The organism is Sporosarcina sp. P13 (assembly GCF_002743055.1).
Taxonomy (GTDB): Bacteria; Bacillota; Bacilli; order Bacillales_A; family Planococcaceae; genus Sporosarcina.
Map to the genome: position 1 here is coordinate 107118 of NZ_PDYM01000002.1, position 23957 is coordinate 131074.

Annotated in this window: 25 protein-coding genes; 1 reads left to right on the plus strand and 24 read right to left on the minus strand. The window is 41.7% G+C overall.

Annotated elements, in window-relative coordinates:
* Positions 1 to 14: 14 nt before the first annotated feature.
* The 9 genes from CSV79_RS01965 to ccpN form a co-directional block, all read right to left on the minus strand.
* The gene (locus CSV79_RS01965) at positions 15 to 1136 is read right to left on the minus strand and encodes a Nif3-like dinuclear metal center hexameric protein (RefSeq protein ID WP_099687354.1); all 1122 of its coding nucleotides are present in this window, start codon (positions 1134 to 1136) and stop codon (positions 15 to 17) included.
* Positions 1133 to 1831 (minus strand): tRNA (adenine(22)-N(1))-methyltransferase, encoded by a 699-nt coding sequence (locus CSV79_RS01970; protein WP_099687355.1) that lies wholly within the window; start codon positions 1829 to 1831, stop codon positions 1133 to 1135. The genes CSV79_RS01965 and CSV79_RS01970 overlap by 4 nt, the downstream gene beginning before the upstream one ends.
* A 117-nt stretch (positions 1832 to 1948) precedes the next feature.
* Positions 1949 to 2320 (minus strand): c-type cytochrome, encoded by a 372-nt coding sequence (locus tag CSV79_RS01975; protein ID WP_199171858.1) that lies wholly within the window; start codon positions 2318 to 2320, stop codon positions 1949 to 1951.
* Between the two features lie 138 nt (positions 2321 to 2458).
* Positions 2459 to 3598: an acyl-CoA dehydrogenase family protein gene (locus CSV79_RS01980; protein WP_099687357.1), complete on the minus strand. Its 1140-nt coding sequence runs from the start codon at positions 3596 to 3598 to the stop codon at positions 2459 to 2461.
* Between the two features lie 101 nt (positions 3599 to 3699).
* Positions 3700 to 4266: a hypothetical protein gene (locus CSV79_RS01985; RefSeq protein WP_099687358.1), complete on the minus strand. Its 567-nt coding sequence runs from the start codon at positions 4264 to 4266 to the stop codon at positions 3700 to 3702.
* Between the two features lie 87 nt (positions 4267 to 4353).
* Positions 4354 to 5523, minus strand: a complete 1170-nt coding sequence (gene rpoD, locus CSV79_RS01990; RefSeq protein WP_099687359.1) for an RNA polymerase sigma factor RpoD — start codon at positions 5521 to 5523, stop codon at positions 4354 to 4356.
* Positions 5524 to 5538: 15 nt separating this feature from the next.
* Positions 5539 to 7347 (minus strand): DNA primase, encoded by a 1809-nt coding sequence (dnaG, locus tag CSV79_RS01995; RefSeq protein ID WP_099687360.1) that lies wholly within the window; start codon positions 7345 to 7347, stop codon positions 5539 to 5541.
* Between the two features lie 190 nt (positions 7348 to 7537).
* Positions 7538 to 8356, minus strand: a complete 819-nt coding sequence (locus CSV79_RS02000) for a pyruvate, water dikinase regulatory protein (protein WP_099687361.1) — start codon at positions 8354 to 8356, stop codon at positions 7538 to 7540.
* Between the two features lie 11 nt (positions 8357 to 8367).
* Positions 8368 to 9006, minus strand: a complete 639-nt coding sequence (ccpN, locus tag CSV79_RS02005) for a transcriptional regulator CcpN (protein WP_099687362.1) — start codon at positions 9004 to 9006, stop codon at positions 8368 to 8370.
* 312 nt (positions 9007 to 9318) lie between these two features.
* Here ccpN and CSV79_RS02010 point away from each other — a divergent pair, with 312 nt between their 5' ends.
* The gene (locus CSV79_RS02010) at positions 9319 to 10698 is read left to right on the plus strand and encodes a glycine--tRNA ligase (protein WP_099687363.1); all 1380 of its coding nucleotides are present in this window, start codon (positions 9319 to 9321) and stop codon (positions 10696 to 10698) included.
* A 22-nt stretch (positions 10699 to 10720) separates the two neighbouring features.
* On the opposite strand, the gene recO is transcribed toward CSV79_RS02010, so the two are convergent.
* The 15 genes from recO to mtaB all read right to left on the minus strand — a co-directional run bounded on the left by recO (position 10721) and on the right by mtaB (position 23954).
* Positions 10721 to 11500, minus strand: a complete 780-nt coding sequence (gene recO, locus CSV79_RS02015) for a DNA repair protein RecO (protein WP_099687364.1) — start codon at positions 11498 to 11500, stop codon at positions 10721 to 10723.
* Between the two features lie 35 nt (positions 11501 to 11535).
* Positions 11536 to 12450: a GTPase Era gene (era, locus tag CSV79_RS02020; protein ID WP_099687365.1), complete on the minus strand. Its 915-nt coding sequence runs from the start codon at positions 12448 to 12450 to the stop codon at positions 11536 to 11538.
* Positions 12434 to 12844 carry a cytidine deaminase gene (locus tag CSV79_RS02025; protein ID WP_099687366.1) on the minus strand — a complete coding sequence of 137 codons (411 nt, stop codon included), beginning with the start codon at positions 12842 to 12844 and terminating at the stop codon, positions 12434 to 12436. The genes era and CSV79_RS02025 overlap by 17 nt, the downstream gene beginning before the upstream one ends.
* Before the next feature lie 28 nt (positions 12845 to 12872).
* On the minus strand, positions 12873 to 13223 hold the full coding sequence (locus CSV79_RS02030; protein WP_099687435.1) for a diacylglycerol kinase family protein: 351 nt from the start codon (positions 13221 to 13223) through the stop codon (positions 12873 to 12875).
* 4 nt (positions 13224 to 13227) lie between these two features.
* On the minus strand, positions 13228 to 13701 hold the full coding sequence (gene ybeY / locus CSV79_RS02035) for an rRNA maturation RNase YbeY (protein WP_099687367.1): 474 nt from the start codon (positions 13699 to 13701) through the stop codon (positions 13228 to 13230).
* An 18-nt stretch (positions 13702 to 13719) separates the two neighbouring features.
* Positions 13720 to 15834 (minus strand): HD family phosphohydrolase, encoded by a 2115-nt coding sequence (locus tag CSV79_RS02040; protein WP_233201342.1) that lies wholly within the window; start codon positions 15832 to 15834, stop codon positions 13720 to 13722.
* A gap of 66 nt (positions 15835 to 15900) precedes the next feature.
* A complete protein-coding gene (locus CSV79_RS02045) occupies positions 15901 to 16863 on the minus strand; it encodes a PhoH family protein (protein ID WP_099687368.1) in 963 nt (320 codons plus the stop codon).
* A gap of 5 nt (positions 16864 to 16868) precedes the next feature.
* On the minus strand, positions 16869 to 17960 hold the full coding sequence (locus tag CSV79_RS02050) for a sporulation protein YqfD (RefSeq protein WP_099687369.1): 1092 nt from the start codon (positions 17958 to 17960) through the stop codon (positions 16869 to 16871).
* Positions 17950 to 18207, minus strand: a complete 258-nt coding sequence (locus CSV79_RS02055; RefSeq protein ID WP_099687370.1) for a YabP/YqfC family sporulation protein — start codon at positions 18205 to 18207, stop codon at positions 17950 to 17952. Before CSV79_RS02055 ends, CSV79_RS02050 begins: the two co-directional genes overlap by 11 nt.
* A gap of 47 nt (positions 18208 to 18254) precedes the next feature.
* Positions 18255 to 18782, minus strand: coding sequence for a hypothetical protein (locus tag CSV79_RS02060; protein ID WP_099687371.1), 528 nt, complete (start codon positions 18780 to 18782; stop codon positions 18255 to 18257).
* Between the two features lie 33 nt (positions 18783 to 18815).
* Complete coding sequence (gene floA / locus CSV79_RS02065; protein WP_369824904.1) at positions 18816 to 19817, minus strand: flotillin-like protein FloA; 1002 nt, start codon at positions 19815 to 19817, stop codon at positions 18816 to 18818.
* Complete coding sequence (locus CSV79_RS02070; RefSeq protein ID WP_099687373.1) at positions 19817 to 21154, minus strand: NfeD family protein; 1338 nt, start codon at positions 21152 to 21154, stop codon at positions 19817 to 19819. The genes floA and CSV79_RS02070 overlap by 1 nt, the downstream gene beginning before the upstream one ends.
* A 379-nt stretch (positions 21155 to 21533) precedes the next feature.
* Positions 21534 to 21707 (minus strand): 30S ribosomal protein S21, encoded by a 174-nt coding sequence (gene rpsU / locus CSV79_RS02075; RefSeq protein WP_009496905.1) that lies wholly within the window; start codon positions 21705 to 21707, stop codon positions 21534 to 21536.
* A 142-nt stretch (positions 21708 to 21849) separates the two neighbouring features.
* A complete protein-coding gene (gene deoC, locus CSV79_RS02080; RefSeq protein ID WP_099687374.1) occupies positions 21850 to 22521 on the minus strand; it encodes a deoxyribose-phosphate aldolase in 672 nt (223 codons plus the stop codon).
* Between the two features lie 92 nt (positions 22522 to 22613).
* On the minus strand, positions 22614 to 23954 hold the full coding sequence (mtaB, locus tag CSV79_RS02085; protein ID WP_099687375.1) for a tRNA (N(6)-L-threonylcarbamoyladenosine(37)-C(2))-methylthiotransferase MtaB: 1341 nt from the start codon (positions 23952 to 23954) through the stop codon (positions 22614 to 22616).
* Positions 23955 to 23957 lie beyond the last annotated feature (3 nt).

Below are 23957 nucleotides of genomic sequence, written 5' to 3' on the forward strand. Positions count from 1 at the left end.
GGAATTTACGTAAATTAATACAAAAACTGAAATGGTTCTGTAATAATTTTAGATTCGATGTACGTAACGTCTAGGTTCTTTTCTTCGCAAAGCGTTGCTAGTTTCTTTGCGACGCCTGCAATCATGATCTTTTCGATATTATGTCCTGGATCGACTACCGCAAGTCCTAGCGCTTGTGCGTCTTGTGCGACGTGGTAGTATAAATCACCTGTGACGAGGACGTCCGCGCCTTTACGCTTAGCTGCTGTGATGTATTTGTTACCGTCACCGCCAAGTACCGCCACTTTACGTATCGGTGTTTCTGGATCACCAACGAAACGTAATGCAGGTACGTTGAATGCCTGTTTCACCTGTTCAGCAAATTGCTTCAATGTGATTTCTTCAGCGATCCGGCCTACCCGTCCGATTCCTTGCACATTCGTTTTTTGCTGCATCTTAAATAGATCGAATGCCGGCTCTTCATATGGATGTGTACTAAACATCGCCTTTATGACTTTAGACTGAAGACTTTCCGGGAAGACGACTTCGATACGCTCTTCATCTACTCGTGTTGCTTCTCCGACTTCACCAATCGTCGGATTCGCCCCATCAACCGGCGTAAAACGTCCGACACCTTGCGAGCTGAAACTACATGCTACGTAATCACCGATTGCACCTGCTCCTGCTTTCGCCAAGTCTTTGCGAAGTTTGTCTGCGTCTGATTGTGGACAAAAGACTGCTAGCTTTACCAAATGCTCAGAATTTGTCACGTCAATTGGCTCCGTCTCAACAACGCCAAGTCGCTCAGCCAGCATATCATTGACGCCACCTTCTGTGATATCAAGATTTGTATGCGCAGCATAGACTGCGATATCATGTTTAATACATTTCTCGATCATCTTTCCTTGCGGTGTATCTGTCCAAATCATTTTCACCGGACGGAACAATGGTGGGTGGTGTGCAATCACGAGATTCGCACCCTGTTCAATCGCTTCATCTATAACTTGTTCATTGACATCGAGCGTGATGAGCACTTTTTCTACTGGACGATTCAATTGACCGATATGCAAACCGACGGGATCCCCTTCAAATGCCAATCGTTTAGGTGACCACTTTTCAAAAATCTCAATAATCTGATGCCCATTCGCTTTTCTCATGTAGTTAACACCTTCCTGACTAATTCATACTGATGCTCAATAAACGCTTTTTTCTGTTGTATCTCTTCTGTCTGCTCGGCTTGATCAAGAGCTACCAGTACACGCGTCCATTCCTGCATTTCTCTTTCCCATTTCGTATGAAAAACAGCTGTAGCTTTTTCTTTTAGAATAGGACCTACTAAAAGTTCGGTTGGTGTATAACTAGCTGTACCTCTCTCCAACACGAGCACTTCATAGATTTTGCCATCTTCTTGTAAAATCTCTTCATCTACAAGGTAAAAATCGTTTGCGACAGCCCACTCGCGAATCGCTATGGCGTGGATATTCGGCTGTGCAATGATGCGCGTCACTCCCGACAAAAGATCTTTCCCTGCTTCTAAAATCGACGTAATTAATGTGCCGCCCATTCCTGCGATTGTAACCGTTTCTACCCCATCTGTTGGTTGAATGGCTTGTAATCCATTCGCTAAGCGCACTTCTATCATGTTCGTAAAACCGTTAGCTTCTACATTACGCTTCGCTTGTTCATATGGACCTTTTACTACTTCTCCTGCAATCGCTTTTGAAATGATCCCTTTATTCGTCAAATAACACGGTAAATACGCATGATCGCTACCGATATCAGCGAGCACTGTATGTTGTGGAACGAAACTCGCGACTAGCGCAAGACGTTCAGATAATTGGTTGGTGTTCATAAATTCCCGCCTTTCATTCCACACTATTGTATAATCAGTAGGCTTTTCATGCAATGCAAAAGAGCTATTGAACCAAGGAATTCCAAGGTTCAATAGCTCTATTTAGTAAGTAAGCAATCAGTCTAGTGATAAAATGTAGTCTACCATTTCATCTATGTGCTCATCAGGAACAAGTCCAGCAGGCATAGCAGTTCCTGGAACGCCGTCTTTGATTGCAGCGTGCATTTCTTCAGCACCGAATGCTTGACCGTTTAAAGCAGGCCCCATTCCGCCAGATAAGTTTTCACCGTGACAACTTATACACTTTTGCTGAGAGACAGCTTCTGCATCAAATTCGCCAGTGTTTGCATTTTCTTCTTGCGTAGTGCTTTCTTCATCTGGTCCAGCAATTTCTTCTTTTTGCTCTAAACCATAAAGTGAGAAGAAGAAAATCAGTCCAATTCCAAGCGCGAAAATCAAGAAAAATGGTACAATAGGATTTTTATTCATTGGATTACCCTCCTTCACCAAAATCTATTCTGTAAAAGATACAGTATACATTTAACATTGTACTGTATCTATGGGGAAACTGAAAGTGTTATTGAAGGACTTTCCGTCTTTTGTGACAGTTTCGTCATAATTCTAGATTTAGCAGCCGATTTGTCTGGCTATGACCATTCGTTGAACTTCTGAAGTCCCTTCGCCAATCTCCAAAAGCTTGGCATCCCGTAGATAGCGCTCGACTTCATATTCTCGCATATAGCCGTAGCCACCATGGATTTGAATCGCTTCATTTGAAATTTGCATAGCGATTTCTGAAGCATACAGTTTACACATCGACGCTTCCTTCGTGAAATTTCTTCCTTGATCCTTCAACCACGCCGCTTTATAAACCATCATTCGCGCGAGTTCGATTTTCAACGCCATATCCGCGAGCTTGAACTGCGTACTTTGGAATGAAGAAAGCGTCCGACCGAATTGCTTACGTTCTTTCGAATAGCTTAGCGCGCGCTCATACGCGGCCTGCGCGATACCGACTGCCATAGCCCCAATACCAATTCGTCCACCATCTAGCGTCACGAGGAACTGTTGGAATCCTTTCCCGCGCTCACCAAGTAAGTTCTCTTCAGGCACGATGACTTGATCTAATACTAATTCAGTTGTGTTTGATGCATGTAGTCCCATTTTTTCGTAGTTATCGATGATTGTAAAGCCTTCTGTGACGGTAGGGACAATAATTGCGCTAATCTCCTTCTTACCTTCAGAACGACCTGTGATTGCTGTAATCGCTAAGTGCTTTGCATAGCTAGCATTCGTTATATATACCTTTGATCCATTAATTGTAAAGTTACCATCTTCCAATACAGCCGTTGTTTCCGTCCCACCTGCATCTGATCCTGCATTCGGTTCCGTTAATCCGAATGCACCGAATGATTCACCTGTACAAATAGGCGTTAAATAGCGTTCTTTTTGCTCTTCCGTGCCAAATAAATGCAATGGTGCTCCACCTAATGAAATATGCGCTGAATAGGTGATACCAGTTGATGCACAAGCACGGCTTAATTCTTCTGTGACAATTGCGAAACTAGTCGTATCCGCACCTGCTCCACCATATTTTTCAGGGAACGGCAAACCCATCATACCCATCGCAGATAGCTTTTTGAAAATTTCTACAGGAAACTCGCCTGTTCGATCACGATCGATTGCTCCTGGTGCTACTTCATTATTCGCAAAATCTTTCATCAACTTTTTGACCATTTGCTGTTCTTGAGTTAAATCAAAGTTCATTTTGATCATCCTCTCTTTATGAAGGCCCTTACAATTCATTATATAGAAAATGGACAGATATTAGAAATGATTTCATTGCAATCTGTCCATTTGTTTAGTGTTTATAGGGATAAAATCAGGAACGCGATAATCATCAACAAGCCGAGTGTACCTGAAATCGTGAAGTATAATAGATTCAGCACTCTTCCTGTAAATAGCCACAGACTACAGTTCAATACGAGCAGTCCAATCAATAATGTAGTATCTCCACCGAAATACGCTGTCCAGACTTTCAACGACATCATTAATAATAGAAAAGCCAATGATATGTATAAAAACGGCGCAAAGCCATTCTTGATAAATGTTTTTCTCGTAACAATCAGAAGAAAGCCAAGAGATAGTATAACAGCTGCGACAAACGTGACCGTCTGATATTCTTTATACAAGAACATCGCAACAGTCGCTACGCCCGCTAGCATCAAACTAAAGAAAAAGAGCATAAATCGTTTCGTACGCAATTGCCTACGTTCTTTTTGTAGTGTGGAAGTTTCCTTTTTTACGAATTTATCGGGGTCTTCCCCTTGCGCATACAGTGTAATTAAGAAATCACAATAATGTTCTGGTAGAAGTTTATTCTGTTTCCAATAACGGATTTCAGAAATAATGATCTGCTTTTTCTCCTTAGCCATCCTTTCTCCTCCAATAGCACGAATGGTTACTACACCTGGTAATCCATACAGAAAAAAGCATCGGCTAATTTGAAGCCGATGCATCTATTACTCTAAAAAGTCTTTTAAACGTTTGCTGCGTGAAGGATGGCGCAATTTCCGAAGAGCTTTTGCTTCAATTTGACGAATCCGTTCACGTGTCACACCGAAGACTTTCCCTACTTCTTCTAGCGTGCGTGTACGTCCATCATCTAAACCAAAACGAAGTCGCAACACATTTTCTTCACGATCTGTCAGTGTGTCCAAGACATCTTCAAGTTGCTCTTTCAGCAACTCATACGCAGCATGGTCTGATGGAGATTGGGCTTCCGAGTCTTCAATAAAGTCACCTAAATGAGAATCATCTTCTTCCCCAATAGGCGTTTCCAAAGAAACCGGTTCTTGTGCAATCTTCAATATTTCGCGAACTTTTTCTGGCGTTAAATCCATTTCCTCGCCAATTTCTTCTGGAGAAGGCTCTCGTCCTAAATCTTGAAGAAGCTGACGCTGTACGCGAATTAATTTATTGATTGTTTCGACCATATGCACAGGAATACGTATCGTACGGGCTTGGTCTGCAATAGCACGTGTAATTGCTTGGCGAATCCACCATGTCGCATACGTACTAAATTTAAACCCTTTTGTATGGTCGAATTTCTCAACTGCTTTAATCAATCCCATATTTCCTTCTTGAATCAAATCAAGGAACAGCATGCCACGTCCGACATAACGCTTCGCGATACTAACAACTAACCGGAGATTGGCTTCAGCCAATTTCTTTTTCGCGTTTTCACCACGAATAATAGCTGCATCAATTTCTGGGGTCATTTTCTCTGTTTCTGCTAACTCTGCCTCCGCTTCGATCCCATCTTGGATTCGAATAGCTAAGTCCACTTCTTCTTTACCTGTTAGTAAGTCTACACGACCGATTTCTTTTAAATACATGCGAACTGGGTCGTTGATTCTAACACCTGGTGGTACACTTAAATCATTTAAGTCGAATTGCTCTTCCTTCTCGTTCTTAGGATCAGCCTCTTCTTTTCTATCCATTTCAATTTCTTGCGCTTCTATTTGATCAAGGAACTCTTCAAACTGGTCTGGTTCCATTTCGAAGGATGCCAGTTTTTCGGTTACATCCTCTAATGAAAGTTCACCTGTTTTTTTACCAGCCTCAATAATAGCCGCTTTTGCTTCTTCTAGGGTCATTTCTATTCCGCTCGCTTGTTCTTCTTTTGTCATAGTGACTATACCTCCTTACAGAACCTTTAACGATCTCAAAAGTCGGATTACCTCTGAGCCCAACTCCATTGCCTTTGATAGGTCGTTCCTTTTTTCTGCTTCTTTTGATTCGTGCTGTTTTTGCTCAATTAAACGTTTTAGCTGATTTCGCTTCAAGTGGCGGATACAGTCTTCTACTTCTTGCGCTGTATGTTCTTGTGATATATCGGCCCTAACCGCTGCCATGACCACATTCTGCAACTGCCGATCTTCAAGCGTTTCAACAAATCGCTGATAGTTCGGCATGTCATATTGTTCATAAAACGCAGCTAACTTGAAAAATATTTTCATAATATCTTCTCTAACAAATAACTCTTGAAGTTCTATGCGTTTTTCTTCGAATAAGTCTGCATCCATTAACAGACGTGCAAGTAGTAGCTGTTCAGCGCGATCTGTTTCTGATTTGTTTACGGGTGCTCTTGTGATGTGTACAGATCGACTTTCTTCAACAGGACTTGTATCACGCGTTTGCTTAGTCCTTTTCGCGATCGACTTGGTAAACTCCTGCCCAAGCGACTCTTTTGAAGCATGTGTTTCACTATGGAGTTGTTGTATGAGTAAATCTTTCTCAATAGGAGAACAACGGTGAGCGAGTTCACTAAATACTTCATGAACATATTGCTTAATATCATGATCAATCGTCAAATTCTTGTCTCTTTTATAAAAAGCTGCAACAAAAGAGTTATAAGAAAGTGGCTGATTAAGGATCTTTTCTATAAACGTTTCGGCTCCGTGCTCTGTAATATAATCGTCGGGATCCATTCGATCGGGTAAAGTGGCTATAAATACATCTATACCACTATCCATCAAGCTATCGGCAAATCGTTTGGCGGCCCCCCAGCCAGCAGAATCACCATCACAGCAAATGACGACTTTTTTTGCCATTCGCTTTAGCTTCACAATATGATGTCCAGATAACGCGGTACCCATGACAGCTACCGTGTTTCCTATTCCTCCACGATCTGCGGCGATCGTATCCATGAAACCTTCGAATAATACTACTTTACCCGTTTTCCGAACATTAAGACGTGCACGATGAAAATTAAACAAAACCTTGCTCTTTTCAAAGATGGGTGTTTCAGGACTATTGATATATTTGGCGTCAGAAGTAGAATCCTCCAGTCTTCTTCCGGAGAACGCAATTGTGGCACCATTATCATCTTGGATAGGAAACATAATTCTTCCTCTGAAACGGTCGAAATAACCCGATCCATCTTCTTTTTGAAAACAAAGTCCTGCGGTTTCCATTTCTTTCAGATCAAAGCCTTGTCTCTTGAGTAGTGCTGATAGTGCATCTGATTGAACAGGAGACCATCCTATCTCATATTGTTCGATTTGATCACGCGTAAATCCTCTTTTTTCTAGATATTCTAATGCTTTTTCGCCTTCTATGGTGTTTAAGAGCAGATGGCTATAAAAATTGGCGGCTAGCGTATAAGCTTTCAGCATCTGCTGATTGGATGAAGTCTTCGTCGTTGGTTCACTTTGCGAAGCCTCTAATTCCATTCCCATCCTGCCACCGAGTTGAATGATGGAGTCAACAAACGTACGATTTTCCATATCCATCATAAACGTGATGACATTGCCGCTTGCTCCACAACCAAAGCAATGAAATAGTTGCTTGTCTTCAGAAACCGAGAACGACGGGCTGCTCTCTTCGTGGAATGGACAAAGCCCAAACCAGTTTTTGCCCCTTTTTGCTAGTTGAACATATTCACTGATTAAATCGACAATATCGGTTCCAGTACGGATTTCCTCAATTATCTCGTCAGATATTCTTGTCATTCTATCACCATTTCTACTCTATATACCTACATTCGATACTTTTCACAAAAACCCTTTTTTATCGACAGGATTCACTACAATTTTTTTGCAACTAGTGTGGACATATTGTTACAAAGAATGGCGAAGACTTGCGATACTAAAGACACTTCCTAGAAAGACGCACAGAAAAAAGAAGACCCAACTTTCTAGTTCAGTTGGCCTTCCTAACTGTAAGTGTTTTGAGAATCGTATTGGCTGTTTCTTCCACCGCGCGATTCGTCACATCAATGACATCGCAACCAATTCTAGTTGTAATGTTCTTGCAATAGTCTATCTCTTGTTGAATACGTGCTATTTTCGCATAGTTCGCATCATCTTTCAAGCCTAACGTCTCCAAACGTGCTTTCCGTATCGAGTGCAATTGCTCAATTGAACTATATAATCCAAAACATCTAGTTGGATCAATAGAAAACAGTTCCGCTGGTGGTTCTACTTCTGGTACAAGCGGAACATTGGCAACTTTATATCCTTTATTTGCCAAGAATTGAGATAACGGCGTCTTAGAAGTTCGGGAGACACCAATCAATACGATATCCGCTTCAAGAACCCCTTTTGGATCCCTTCCATCGTCATAGCGCACCGCAAATTCGATGGCCTCAATTTTTTTGAAATATTCATTGTCTAACTGACGCACAAGACCGGGTTCTTCAAAAGGTAATTGTTTTAACTGATTGCCAATCTCCTCTATTAACGGACCTAGCAAATCGACGCACTTAACGTCTAATTCTTCGCAAAGTATTTGCAATTGATCTCTCATATCACTTTTGACTAACGTAAAAACGATGAGTGCTTGCTGTTGCTTTGCCAAGAACACAACTTCCTTTAACTGCGAAATTTCTTCAATATAAGAAAATCTTTTTATAGAAACCGTTTCCAAATCATGTCGGAATTGACTCGCAGCAGCCTTCGTTACAAGACCAGCTGTTTCTCCAACAGAATCTGAGACGATAAATAATGTAAATCTCGCCATCAAGTCACCCCTCATATATCATGATCTTCCGCTAATGAAAGAAATGCGGCTGTAATATTTGTTTTCGTAATCCGACCAATTACTTCAAGTCCACCCTTTTTCTCATTGACAATCGGCAATGAATCCACTTCGCTTTCCATCATTTTCTTAGCAACAGAAATAAGTGTGTCTTGTTTCTTACAATACGTAATGTTCGGCATTCTTGTCATAATGACATGCACAGGAATTTTATCCAATTCCGTTCTCCCGATGCTCGTGCGCAACAAATCCTTACGCGATAGGACGCCAGTTAATAACGATTGCTGGTCTACAACGAATAATGTTCCTACATCTTCCAAAAACAGTTGACAGATCGCATCGTAGACGGAAAGGTTTTCCGTAATTACGACAGGTCTAGACTGAAAATCCGCCGCTGTCATATCTACCATACCGTCTGCAACCGATTGGATAGGTTTCTTGCCAGAATAGAAATAACCTACACGCGGTCGCGCATCTAAAAAGCCCGCCATTGTTAGAATCGCCAAATCTGGACGAATCGTCGCGCGCGCCAAACGTAAACGCTCCGCAATTTGCTCTCCCGTAATAGGTCCATTTCCTTTGACGATATCAAGGATCTCATTCTGACGTGTATTTAATTCCAAACATGTCACCGCCTTCAGACTTCAAAGTAGTATTTACTGTCTAATTATATATCAAGACGCTCGCTATTGCGAAGAAAGGAGAAGCATGCTAAACTAATTTTGAATGAAGTAAACGAAGAATGGTTAATAAGTAGTGTAAAATGAAGCGAACAGGGATAGTGAAAGCCTGTACTACACGAAAACGGCAGCCGGGAGTTGAAACATTCATTATGAAAGTGGGTTGAAAAACCAAACGGGGTGGAACCGCGGGTCATCATGCACTCGTCCCCGGACATGACTATGTCCGGAGACGAGTGCTTATTTTAATTGGAGGCGTTTAGGATGTTATCTATGGAACAAGTAGTAAATCTTTCAAAACAACGAGGCTTTGTATTCCCAGGGTCTGACATTTACGGTGGATTAGCAAATACATGGGATTACGGTCCGTTAGGTGTCGAGCTAAAAAACAATATCAAGCGTGCTTGGTGGCAGAAATTTATTCAAGAATCACCTTATAACGTAGGACTTGATTCTGCTATTTTGATGAATCCGAAAGTATGGGAAGCATCTGGTCATATCGGCAACTTCAATGATCCAATGATCGACTGTAAAAAATGTAAGACACGTCATCGTGCAGATAAGTTGATTGAGGAAGCTCTAGATGCAAAAGGAATTGAATTGGTCGTTGACGGCCTTCCATTCGAAAAAATGTTCGAGTTAATTCAAGAACATAACATTGTTTGTCCAACATGTGGCGCAATGGATTACACAGAAATCCGTCAGTTCAACTTGATGTTCAAAACGAGTCAAGGTGTAACGGATTCATCTGCTAACCAAATCTTCCTTCGTCCGGAAACAGCGCAAGGGATCTTCGTGAACTTCAAAAACGTTCAACGTTCTATGAGAAGAAAAGTGCCATTTGGTATTGCACAAGTAGGAAAAAGCTTCCGTAACGAAATCACTCCGGGTAACTTTACATTCCGTACACGTGAATTCGAACAAATGGAACTTGAATTTTTCTGTAAACCAGGTGAAGATGAGAAATGGTACGAGTATTGGCGTGATCAATCCAAGAATTTATTGTTGAACCTTGGATTGAAAGAAGATAATATCCGTCTTCGCGAGCATAACGAAGACGAACTATCTCACTACTCTAAAGGTACTGTAGATATCGAATATAAATTCCCATTTGGTTGGGGCGAGCTTTGGGGTATCGCAAACCGTACGGACTTCGACTTGACGCGTCATATGGAATATTCAGGCGAAGACTTCCATTATCAAGACCCAATCACGAATGAAAAATACGTACCATATTGTATCGAACCTTCTGTAGGTGCAGACCGCGTAACACTTGCATTCCTTTGTGACGCATTTGATACAGAAGAGTTGGAAGATGGAGATACACGTACCGTATTACGTTTCCACCCGGCACTTGCTCCTATTAAAGCAGCAGTTTTGCCATTGTCTAAAAAATTAGCTGACGATGCAACGAAAGTATACGCAGAATTAGCGAAGCATTTCCCAGTACAGTATGATGATTCCCAATCCATCGGCCGTCGTTACCGTCGTCAAGATGAAATCGGAACACCATTCTGTATCACATTCGACTTTGATTCATTGGAAGATCAGCAAGTGACAGTTCGTCACCGTGATTCTATGGAACAAGAGCGTATGCCGATTGCTGACGTAACTGCTTATATCCAAAAGCACCTACAGTTCTAATATGAAAACCCCGGAAGTGAAGTTAATCTTCTTCCGGGGTTTCTTTTCGTTTTTGTAATTCTGGTGTACGTTCCAGTTGTTCAATAAACTTGCGTGATTTTAAGTAAATCCCTGTTTGTTCCTGATAAATCGTAGATACGAGCTTTTGCATGAACGTTTTCGTCGTTTTCTTTAACGTCAACTTGCCGATTTGATCCAACGGTACATTATAAAACATCCGAATCAACTTGATTTGTGTAGGAGATAGACGAATGATGTACGGATCAACTGAGAAGCAACGATGACAGAGGAAACCGATTTGCTGGAAAGAAAACGAAAATTCTCCTTCCGTTGCACCGCAGTTTGCACATTCATGAAGGATCGGGTGAATACCAGCGACCGGCAGCATCTTCCATTGGACGAACAGCGAAATCGCTTCTGCATCATATTCTTCTTCCATCGCTCGGAATGAATCATCGAGTAATCTGAAGATTCCTGCATTCGGCTTGTCCGACTCTGTTAACCGATCGATCAATTCAACGACTAATCCTGCATAAGCAGTCGTTTCGAGGTCGGAACGGATATGACGGACACTGCTGATTAGCTCTCCTTGCTCAAGTGACCCCATCCCCCTACTCGCTCGCACAAGGAAAAATCCATGTGTGAACGTTTGAGTAATAGCTGCCAGTCTGCTTGCAGGCTTTTTCGCACCCCTAGCCATCGCTGTAATTTTTCCAGCTTCTTTTGAATAGATCGTAACGATTTTATTTGACTCTCCGTATGGGATGCTTTTAATGATAAACCCTTCAATCTTGTTTAACAAAGCACTCTTCCCTTCATCATGGATAGATGAAGATGTTAATAATCTTCCTCATTGAATCCAAATTCTTTTAAACGACTTGGACGGTTACGCCAGTCTTTCTGAACTTTGACCCATAATTCCAGATACACTTTATGGCCAAGTAACATTTCGATATCTTTTCTTGCTTTTACGCCGACTTCTTTCAGTAATTTACCACCCTTACCGATAACTATTCCTTTTTGTGAATCACGCTCTACGATTATCGTTGCACGGATATGTGTTTTATCGGTGGCAGGATCTTGCTCGATACTTTCAATAGCAACCGCAATGGAGTGCGGGATTTCTTCTCGCGTCGTATGCAAAACCTTTTCACGAATCATTTCAGAAATGATAAAACGTTCTGGGTGATCCGTTACTTGTTCCGCATCATAAAATTGTGGACCTTCTTCTAAATAGCTTTCCAGCGTTTCCACAAGACGCTCAATATTATTACCGTTCAATGCCGAAATCGGAACGACTTCAGCGAATTTCATTTCATTTGAATACGAAGTAATAATCTCTAATAATTCATCTGGATGAACTAGGTCAATTTTGTTGATGACGAGGAACACCGGTGTTTCAGATTTTTCTAGCCACTCCATGATAAAACGATCGCCCGTACCAATTTTTTCATCTGCATTGACCATGAACATGATAACGTCAACTTCACTCAATGTACTACGTGTCACTTTTAACATAAAGTCGCCAAGACGATGCTTCGGTTTGTGAACGCCTGGTGTATCGATGAAAATCATTTGGGACGTCTCACTTGTGACGATTCCTTGTACTTTGTTTCGAGTAGTTTGTGGCTTATCGCTCATGATTGCAATTTTTTGACCAACCATACGATTAATGAATGTGGATTTCCCTACGTTTGGACGTCCGATGATTGAAATAAAGCCTGATTTAAATGGTTTATCTTTCTTCTGCATAGTCTAAATCCTCCTTGGAAAAAGCACCTGGTAATAATTTTTTAATAGTCGTCTCTTGTATGTTACCTTTTAGATTCGTTAAATAAACGGGCATCGTTGGCGCACAAAACTCTGCAATGACTTGACGGCAAGCCCCGCATGGCGCAATTGGCCCTTCTGTGTCACCAATAACCGTAAGCGATTTAAAAGATTTCACACCTTCAGAAACCGCCTTGAAAATCGCTGTCCGTTCTGCACAGTTCGATAGTCCATAGGATGAATTCTCGATATTACATCCATGATAGATCGTCCCATCTTCGGCTTCTAGCGCGGCACCTACTGGGAACTTGGAGTACGGAACATAGGCCGTCTGCATGGCGATTTTTGCTTCATTCAATAGTTGTTCAATAGTCATCTAGTTCAACTCCAATTTTTAACATGTATTAGCCAAACCATTTTGGCAAGAAAATTATGCAACCAATGATGGCACTGGCTATTGCGAAAATTAACACTGAGCCAGCCGCGATATCTTTAGCTTTTTTCGCTAGCGGATGGAAGTCTAGTGTGACGAGATCCACCACATATTCAACGGCTGTATTCATTAATTCAAGGGCCATCATCCCGCCAATCAAAAGAATAACGATGCACCATTCTGTGATAGAAAGACCTGTCAGTACCCCCGCAACGATTACGATAATTGCGGATAACGCATGAGATTTCATATTCCGTCCATTCGCTAAGCCGTCTACAAGACCAGCCCATGCGTAGACGAATGATTTGAAAAACCTGTTCATTAGATCACTGCCGTTCCAAGCCATAAGAAGTTAAGATTTTTGTTTGTCTTCCGAACATTTCCTTCTCTTGTTCTTCGTCTAAATGATCATATCCTAGCAAATGCAGGAAACCATGTAGCGCTAAAAATCCAAGTTCTCGCTCAAATGTATGATTATACTCTGTTGCTTGGCGTTTTGCAGTGTCAATCGAAATAATAATATCGCCAAGAACGACTGGCATATCACTTTCTTGAACAATAGCTACTTCTCCTTCTGATAATTCCTCTAGTGCAAAGGAGATCACATCTGTCGGCTGATCCTTCCCTCTATATTCAGCGTTCACTTCTTGGATTGCCGCATCATCCATAAACGTAATCGATAATTCATACAACCCTTCCAACCCTTCCATTTCCGCTGCATGGTTCAATAGATTCGTTATCAAGGCTTCTGAACTTTGATCAACTGCTTCTGTTTCATCTTCAAAATAAAAATCTATCATTTTGCTCGAGCTCCTTTTTCAATCGGGATATTCAATTCGATTATGGAAAATTCCATTCAATGTTTCGCAAATTACTTTTTTCACTTGCTTGATCTCTTTCATCGATAAATCACATTCGTCAAACTGATGATCTTCCACTTTCGCGCAAACAATGGATTCAACGAGAGCAGCAATTTTCGCTGGTGTCGGCTCTTTCATGGAACGCACTGCCGCTTCCACGCTATCCGCAATCATAATGACCGCAATTTCTTTCGTTTGTGGCTTCGGACCAGGATACCTGAATTGCTGCTCTTGCACTTCTGGATCGTGTTCTTTTGCTTTGACATAGAAGAACTTCAAAATACTCGTTCCATGATGCTGTCTCGCAATGTCGATCAGCTCAGCAGGCATATGATGCTTTTCTAATATTTTCGCACCATCTTCCGCGTGTGCAATAATAATATCACGACTCTTTTCCGGAGTCAGAGTATCATGTAGATTGTGGTTACCATGCTGGTTCTCTATGAAGAATCCTGGATGAATCGTTTTGCCGATATCATGATAATAACTACCAACGCGGGCAAGTAACCCATTCGCACCAATCGACTCACATGCAACGTCCGCCAAATTCGCTACCATAATACTATGGTGATATGTACCAGGTGTCTCCACTAATATTTTCTTCAGCAATGGATGATTTGGATTCGACAATTCAACGAGTCGCATATTCGAAAGCAATCGAAAACTAGATTCAAAAAATGGTAAAAGTCCCATTGTTAACGCACCTGATAAAACACCAGATGCAATGGCCGCAGCCGCATAAAAAATCAGTTCTGGCATCGTATAAGTCGACTGTGTCATAAGCAAATAGAATACGATAAACAGCATATTCGATAACGCAACACCCAAACTCGTCTGCAAAATCGTTGAACGTCGCCCGTGTTCGTCGAGCAAATAAATACTAACAATCCCGCCAAATAATATATACAGCGCGACTTCCATCTGCATGATGGCAGCTACTCCCTCTTGCAACATGATTCCCGCAGTAGCTGCTGTGATAATCGTAGCTAACACAGCTATTCGTTCATTAATCAATAATTTAACGAGCATTGGAACTAAGGCCGTTGGGAATAAAAACGCAATAAGTACATCGAATTCATGATCGATATAGCTAACGATTTTCATAAGAATCACCGCCATAAATAAGATGACATAAAAAATGAGCAATGCCTTCTTTTTAAGCGGCTCTGTATTTTTTGAATTCGTGAAGTGTATTGTGATTAAACCCGAGATGAACAGGACAAATAAGATGATGCCAAGCATCGGTTTAATTGAAGATTGATTAGTTAATACGCCCGAAACTTTCAATTGATGATAAATATCACGATCAATCAGCTGTCCTTCTCTGACGATTACTTGTCCTTGTAAAATACGATTCGGTTCAATGGAAGCACGTGCATCTTCTTTGTTTTTTGTTGTCAATTGATCATCAACTACTTCAGTCTCCACAATCGCTGTGCGACCAATCATCAACGCTACGTCTAGCAAATCATTTGGTAACGTATTCGTTTGACGGATTCTCTGCTCCACTTCATAACGATGAATCGAAAGCTGGTCTTCTTTGAATGGTTTGGCTAGTACCTCACCAACCGCAAGCAATAGTAGCTCATGCAAATGATCTATATCTTTCTGATCAGCTGCTAGTAGTTGTTTTAATTGATCATCCGATAATAAGTAAAAAGAATCGTCTTTCTCCATCCCTTTTAATTTTGCTCGTAGCTTCGTCAATTTATCATTCGCTGTAATCGTTTGATCTATTTTCGTTTCCACATTCACATCACTGACCGCTGTAAAAATCGAACTAATGATCGCTTGTCTGTTTTTCATAATATCTTCCGAGTAACGATAAGCTGTTGGAACCGCCTGCTCTGCCCGCACTCGTTCAAGTTCTGTCTTGTCAGTATCTTCTATTGTTTTCGGTGAACGAATGGTTTTCGGTGAAATTTCATAAACCGAGATTTCATATGTTTCATTTTGATTGCTTCCATACATGAGGAAAAATAACAGCACACTGGACAGCGAGACGACAAGAAGTAAAAGAATGATAAAATTCACGTCACGAAGTTGTGAAAACAATCGTTTTAAAGCTGCCAAGAACTTGCCTCCCTTCTATGCCAGCCACCCACTATGTATCTATTTAGTTCATGAAAAAAGCAGTCATTAATTCGATGACTGCTCTTTTTCGTATGCATCAATGATTTTCGCGACGATTGGGTGTCGTACAACATCGCCCTGCTCTAGGTAAATAAATTGAATATCTTGTACGTTTTTCAAAATTTTCTCCGCCACATTTAGTCCCGAGTCTACACCCCTAGGTAAGTCAATTTGCGTTTTGTCCCCCGTGATGACCATTTTTGAACCAAATCCTAAACGAGTTAAAAACATTTTCATTTGGGCTTTTGTTGTGTTTTGTGCTTCATCTAAAATGACAAATGCATCATCTAATGTACGGCCTCGCATATACGCAAGTGGTGCGATTTCAATGACACCGCGTTCCATAAGTCGGTCGGTATGTTCTGCACCAAGTATATCATGAAGCGCATCATACAGCGGACGTAAGTAAGGATCGACCTTCTCTTTTAAGTCTCCAGGAAGGAAACCTAAACTCTCTCCTGCTTCTACAGCGGGACGCGTTAAGACGATTCGCTTAACAGAGCCGGATTTCATCGCTTGCACAGCCATAACGACTGCGAGATACGTTTTTCCTGTTCCAGCAGGTCCAATACAGAAAACAAGATCTCTCGAACGGATCGTTTGCACGTACTCCCGCTGTCCGATTGTCTTCGCACGAATAACTTTGCCTTTTGTGTTGCGCGCAATTTCTTCATCATACAACGTAGCAAAATATTCGATCGTGCTGTTTTTCGCCATTTCAATTGCTGTCGCAACATCTCGTAAATTAATGTTGATGCCTTTGCGGATGACTTTCAATAATTGTTCTAGTAATGCCTTCGCTGCTTCAACCTGTTCTTCTTCCCCACTAATTGAAACATTCTCGCCTCTTGTGCGGATTGAGACACTCAATTCTTCTTCGATCAACTTCATGTTTTGATCGGAAATACCGAGAAGCATAATCGCTTCGTTTGGCTCTTCAATATGCAATTGGATGGTTTGTTCGCTCAATATATTCAGTCTCCTTGAGTTATCGGTCGTTTTTCAGCTATGTTTTCATTAAGTAAAAATAGTATAGTCCCTTTCACTTTATCATTAGTGAAGGATACATGTAAAACATTTTCCTCTTTAATAATGCGCTCATTTGTTTTCTTTGACAATAAATCATACTTTAAAAGCGGCAGAATGACCGTCTCTTCCATTCCTTTCTCAAGTCGTACAGTATGCACAGGGTCCTCACGTGTTTGATTGAATAGTATCGGATTCCTAAAACGAATAGTTCCTGCAGCATTTTCGTGCCAAGGTTTTTGCCAATCGATATGCATGTGTTCTTCCCCTTGAATGGAATACGTAACCGTTCGAGGTAATTCAAAATGATACTCCAACCAATAATCCGCAAATACTTCGCCATCTGCCCCGACGACTGTTTTTTTCTCCCCTTGTTCAAGAATTCCTGTAGCGAGCATATCCCCTTTCTTTACTGTCTGATGAATGACACTTGCACGTTCACCTCTTGTTAAAGCGAAATGGGTAATGACTCCTCCGGTTTTTGCCACGAGATGGGAGGGTGTTTCTTTCACTTCTTCTTTGACTTCAGCAGACAGTGGCGCTAGCATCGGTGAGACGATGAAAGACGTACCCATTTGTGTAAAACGGATCCATGACAAAGACGATTCATCTTGCATCAGCAGTCTACGAATTTCATCTTCTTCAGGCAATTTAGAGAGCAGCGAAGGCACTTTGATATTTGCTTTTTCCAGTTTCATTTCAATCCGCTCCGCCACTTCCGGTACTTCACTTTCCACTTTGATGTCCCACAAAAAGAGCGACGCACAAAGGGGAATGATACAACTTATGATAAATAATAAAGAAGAGAACAAACGATACTCTACCGTGTCGCTACCTACACGTGAAATCTTTACTTGCACTCGATACTTCCTTCTAAAACGTCTAATCTTCTCGATACCTTTACGATCCGTTTCGAAATATACCGACTTTCCAGCCACATAGACATGCTGAATTTTGACATGCTCTGCCTGCAACTTGCCTAGAAATGCGGATGCCCTACCTACATTAGTCAATTGAACTTCAAAGCGCTTATGACTCATACAAACGTTCCTCAGCGGGTTTATGTCGAATCGTCACTTCAATAAGTTCTGTAATCGATATATGGGCATGTTGTTCAGTCAGTTCTAGAACCGTTACGTCTTCACCTCTGATGCTTAGGGCATAGTCATCTGTTTGAAAGGATACGGATTGTTCTGTCAAGGCTGTTAATTGGTAATAGCCTGTAATCCGTAATGAATTGAATTCATCTAAAATAATAGATGGATGAAGTGCGAATAATTTTTTCACGAAAAAACCCCCTGACTCATCCTATGATGAGTCAGGGGGTTACATGATTACCGTTTAGCTTTTGGAGGACCTAAAATTTCCGAATAGACGATTCCCTGAAGCACTTGTTTCGAAGTTTTTGGAATCAAGTCTTCTTGCAGAATACGTGAGTCTTCCACTAGCACAGTTGGCCTCTCCGAACGGAGCCTACCTCTGCTTGGTTGGCGCTCGGAACGTTCCGCACGCGCTGGAGAAGCTGGTTTAGCCGGTCGTTGTTGCTGTTTCTGAGGTTTAGGCTGCTCTGGATAAAACACTTCTGTTTGCGGTGCCTGTGTCTGCTGCTTGGGTTCTTCCATTTCCGTCTGCAAGTCCTTGAATTCTCTCTGAATATCTTCAAACAAATCTCTTGAAAGATCTTTTAGTGAACGAGGCTTATTCGTAGGTGCCGCATTCGTACGTTCTGGTTCTAATTGCTTGGTTTGCGTATGAATCGGTCGTTGCTCGCTCGTTGGCTTCTGCTCTTCTGGCTTTTTTTTCTTTTTACCGAATAGCGAACTGAGCGCCAGCATGACAATCAATATAATGAGTTGTTCCATTATGCATCCCCTTCCCGGGAATTCATCGTGTAATTAGTCTTTCTTATCTTCTTTAGGTTGCTGTTCTCCGCCTACCTTGCTAATGGAGTCACGCATACCTGTGTCGGCTTGAATATTTTTGTAGTTCATATAATCCATAATACCAATATTTCCAGAACGCAATGCTTCTGCCATCGCTAAAGGCACTTCAGCTTCTGCACCCACAACTTTAGAGCGCATCTCCTGTGTCTTCGCCTTCATCTCTTGCTCGCTAGCAACAGCCATTGCACGACGTTCTTCCGCTTTTGCTTGTGCAATATTCTTATCAGCCATCGCTTGCTCTGTCTGAAGTTCGGCACCGATGTTTTTACCGATATCAACGTCCGCGATATCAATAGATAGAATTTCGAATGCTGTACCAGAATCTAGACCTTTTTTAAGAACGGTCTGAGAAATCATATCCGGATTTTCAAGTACTTTCGCGTGGCTGATGGAAGAACCGATTGTACTTACGATACCTTCACCAACCCGGGCAACTACTGTTTCTTCACCCGCACCACCGACGAGGCGATCAATATTCGCACGTACTGTAATACGCGCTTTCGCCTTTACCTCGATACCGTTCATCGCAACACCTGCGATAAATGGTGTTTCGATAACTTTCGGGTTAACTGACATTTGAACTGCTTCAAGTACGTCACGTCCCGCCAAGTCAATCGCTTGTGCTCTTTCAAAAGTTAAGGCAATGTTCGCACGTTGCGCAGCGATTAATGCGTTAACTACACGGTCTACGTTACCCCCAGCTAAGTAATGACTTTCTAGTTGGTTAATCGATACTGTTAGGCCCGCCTTATGTGCTTTGATTAGCGGATTAACGACTCTACTCGGAATAACCCGACGTAAACGCATCCCAATTAGTGTGAAGATACTTACTCGTACGCCTGCCGCAATGGCAGAAATCCATAGCGCTACAGGGACAAATGTGAAGAATATTGCCAGTACGATAATAATGAAAAAGACTGCAGCTACCAGTCCTATCGTTCCTAGTCCCGTCATCATAAATGTGTGTCCTCCTCTTTCTTCTTTTCTCTAACTACGATTCTGAAACCTTCCACCGCTACAATCACTACTTCTTTACCGCGATCAATATAACTTCCTTCTGATACGACATCAATGCGTTCACCGTCTAATTCAGCTACACCGGATGGGTATAGAGGAGTTAATGTGGTCGCAACTTTATGCAATAGTTCCGTACGGTTTTCATTGGATACATAACCGTCTTCCGTATCCATCGTATCCATTAAGATGATTTTATTCAACAGATGAAGTTTTTTTCCGAAGAATTTCATAATAACCACCATTCCTATACTCGCTACGGCCATCGCAATCAGTACTGAAATTGCCATGAATGCCAAGTTTGTACCCGCTAGTAAAATACTTCCTATGATAGCGAGAACCCCGAAGATTCCAGCTATCCCTCCTGCAATGAAGAATTCGGCAATGATGAGTCCCACACCTAAAAGGAATAAGATCAAGGTCTCATATCCTGCTAGCCCTGCCACTGTATGCCCATAGAAAAATAAAAACAGAGCAGTGAGCCCCATGGTGCCTGGTACACCGAAGCCTGGTGAATACAATTCCACAATCAATCCTAGACTTGCTACAGACAGTAAAATCGGTACGACAATCGGATTCGTAATTAAACGAGCCGCTTTTTCTGTGAATGTTTCCGTTGTAGAGATGATAGTAGCATCAGCCAAGTCTAGTTTCTGTAGCAACTCGTCAAATGTCGCGACAGTCCCCTCACTATAACCTACTTTTTCGGCTTCATCAGCAGTGAGTGTCAATAACTCACCTTTTTGCGCACGAAATTCTGGCATATCGATTGTCGGATCAGCCATGGCAAGTGCATATTTCGGGTCCCGTCCTTCTTTGTGCAATGCAGCATTTTTCATTTGCGCTAACCAATAACTGTTCGCTTTTGATTCCGCTGCATTCCCTGAACCATCGATGACTTGTGCTGCTCCGATTGAACCGTTCGGCGTCATGTAGATTTGATCAGCATAGAGCGCAAGGAACGCGCCGGCCGATAGTGCCCGGTCGTTGATGAAGGCGATGATTTCCGCGTCAGTCGATTTCATCAGCTTTGCGATTTGATCAGCAGCATCTACAAAGCCTCCAGGAGTGTCTATATCCAATACAATCGTTTCTGCTCCAGCATCCTTCGCTTCTTTAAAAGAACGTTGCAAAAAGGCATGCAGGCCCTTCTCTACTTCTTGATGGAGTGGCACTTGATATACTTTTGTTTCAGCTGCGTCTGAATGTATAAATGGCAATGCGATTGTTCCGATGAATAAAATGAGCAGAAAAACTGACCTAATCATTTTAGTCATTATTTTTTTCACCTCTCTCTACTGCCTATTATACTTACTATTTACGATTGAAGAAGCTTTTGGTTTCATTTTATGCAAAAAATTTATGAAAACTTTTATATTGTAGAATCATTGTGTGCTCCAATACTTAGTAAGTAAATTTTGTGTTTACAAAGTGATTGCAACCGTATCCGAGATGCTCGTCCTATGGGCGTTACTTAAACCCCTTCATTCGCTTCGCTGAAGTCCAGGGGCTTAAAGAGGAAACCCTTCGGAACGCGTCTGCATAAAAACAGATTCCCTTCCCGAAAACTAAAATAAACCGAAAATCCATTGATGGATTTTCGGTTTATAAGATATTACATTAATGGTTAAAGTCAAAATTCAATGTAGGCAGAAATTAGAATTTGCGTTTACGTGCCGCTTCCGATTTCTTTTTACGTTTTACACTTGGCTTTTCATAAAACTCGCGCTTTCTTACCTCTTGTATTGTACCACTCTTGGATACAGTACGTTTGAAGCGGCGAAGAGCGTCTTCAAGTGATTCATTTTTGCGAACGACTGTCTTAGTCATATCTCTTGTCCCTCCCTCCGAGCACACTTCGAAGCATAGCAGTTTGCTATGTACTATAGAATTATAACGTAAAAGTTTAATTAGGTCAATAAAAAACTAGTAGAATATTAATCAAAACTTCTCAAAGTAAATAAAAACCGCATCAATAATCAGCAGAAGACTGTAGACCTTGCATGATTGCGACACCCGAGCTAGCTCCGATACGCGTTGCTCCGACTTCGATCATTTTTTCAACATCTGCTAAGCTACGCACACCACCAGATGCTTTGACACCAATTTTTGGTCCAACTACGGAACGCATTAATTTCACGTCTTCTGGAGTCGCCCCACCTGTTGAAAAGCCTGTAGATGTTTTGACGAAGTCGGCACCCGCTAATACTGCAAGTTCACATGCTCTGCGTTTTTGAACATCGTTGAGTAAAGAGGTCTCAATAATCACTTTAACAATGGCTTTACCTTTTGACGCTGCGACTACGCCTTCGATATCTTGTTGTACTTGTTCAAGAAGTCCGCTGTGTAACGCCCCGATATTTAACACCATGTCGATTTCGCTTGCACCGTTATCAATGGCATTTTTCGTTTCAAAAATTTTCATTGCAGTCGTGCTTGCACCTAACGGAAAACCGATCACTGTACACACTTTGACAGCTGTTCCTTGCAATGTATCTGCTGCGGTTTTGACCCATGTCGGATTGATGCAGACGGAAGCAAATGCATACGTTTTTGCCTCTTCACATAGTTCTAGTACTTGCTCTTTCGTCGCATCAGCCTTTAGCAACGTATGATCGATATAAGCGGCATAATTTCTAGTCAATGAAAGCGCTCCTTTTTACGTTCGTTTCTAACAGTATAACAAAGCCTGTATTTTCTTGCACGAAAAAGACCACCCATTACAGGTGGCCATATTCAAATAATAAGCTTTTCGTCTTCTAGTATACGTACAGGCTGCCCTTCGTTATAAGGATACCCAGCTTTCGTAATTTTTACTCGCACGATTTGTCCAACCATTGATTCGTCAGCGGGCAAGACAACTTTCAGATAATTATCTGTATAGCCTTCGTAAAGATCTTGCTGTGGATCAAGTTTATAACGCTCTTCTGGAATCATTTCCAGTACTTCGCCTTCAAAACGTGAGGCATAGTCTTTCGCCAATTGATCGTTCAAAGTCAATAAACGGTGAACGCGTTCATTTTTAATACTTTCATCAATTTGATCTTCCATACGAGCTGCAGGTGTACCTGTTCTCTTAGAGTATGGGAACACATGCAGTTCAGAAAATTTATGATCGCGAATGAAATTATACGTCTCCATGAACTCTTCTTCTGTTTCGCCAGGGAATCCGACAATAACGTCCGATGTGATTGCGAGTTCGGGTAATGCTTCATTGAGACGAGTTAAACGCTCAGAGAAGAACTCCATCGTGTACTTCCGGCGCATACGCTTCAAAACAGTATTCGAACCGGATTGGATTGGGATATGTAAGTGACGGACAACGATATTGGATTCGCGTAAGACATCAATTACTTCATCTGTCAGTTGACTTGCTTCGATTGAACTGATGCGAAGACGTTTCAAACCTTTAACTTGGCTTTCTAAATCACGCAGTAATCGAGCAAGATTATAATCCTTCAAATCTTCACCATAACCACCTGTGTGAATACCTGTTAGAACGATTTCCAAATAGCCTGCATCGACCAATTGTTGCGCCTGATGAATAACTTCTTGTGGGTCACGTGAACGCATTAACCCTCTAGCCCATGGAATGATGCAGAACGTACAGAAGTTATTGCATCCTTCTTGGATTTTAAGTGAGGCACGTGTACGGTCTGTGAAGGAAGGGACATCCAATTCTTCATAGACACGATTTTTCATAATATTTCGTACTGCATTGATCGGCTGACGTTCTTCACGGAACTGTTCAATCAAACCAAGCAATTTCGTACGATCTTGCGTACCTACAACGATATCCACGCCAGGAATCGCCATAATTTCAGCAGGTGATGTTTGTGCGTAGCAACCTGTGACACAAATAACGGCATCGGGATTTTTACGGATCGCTCGGCGTATCACTTGGCGACTTTTTTTATCTCCCGTATTCGTTACTGTACATGTATTAATAACATAAACATCGGAATTTTTTTCAAAATCTACTCTCTCATAGCCTGCTTCTTGAAACAGTTGCCAAATTGCTTCTGTTTCATAGTGGTTCACTTTGCAACCTAGTGTATGAAAAGCAACTGAAGACATAAG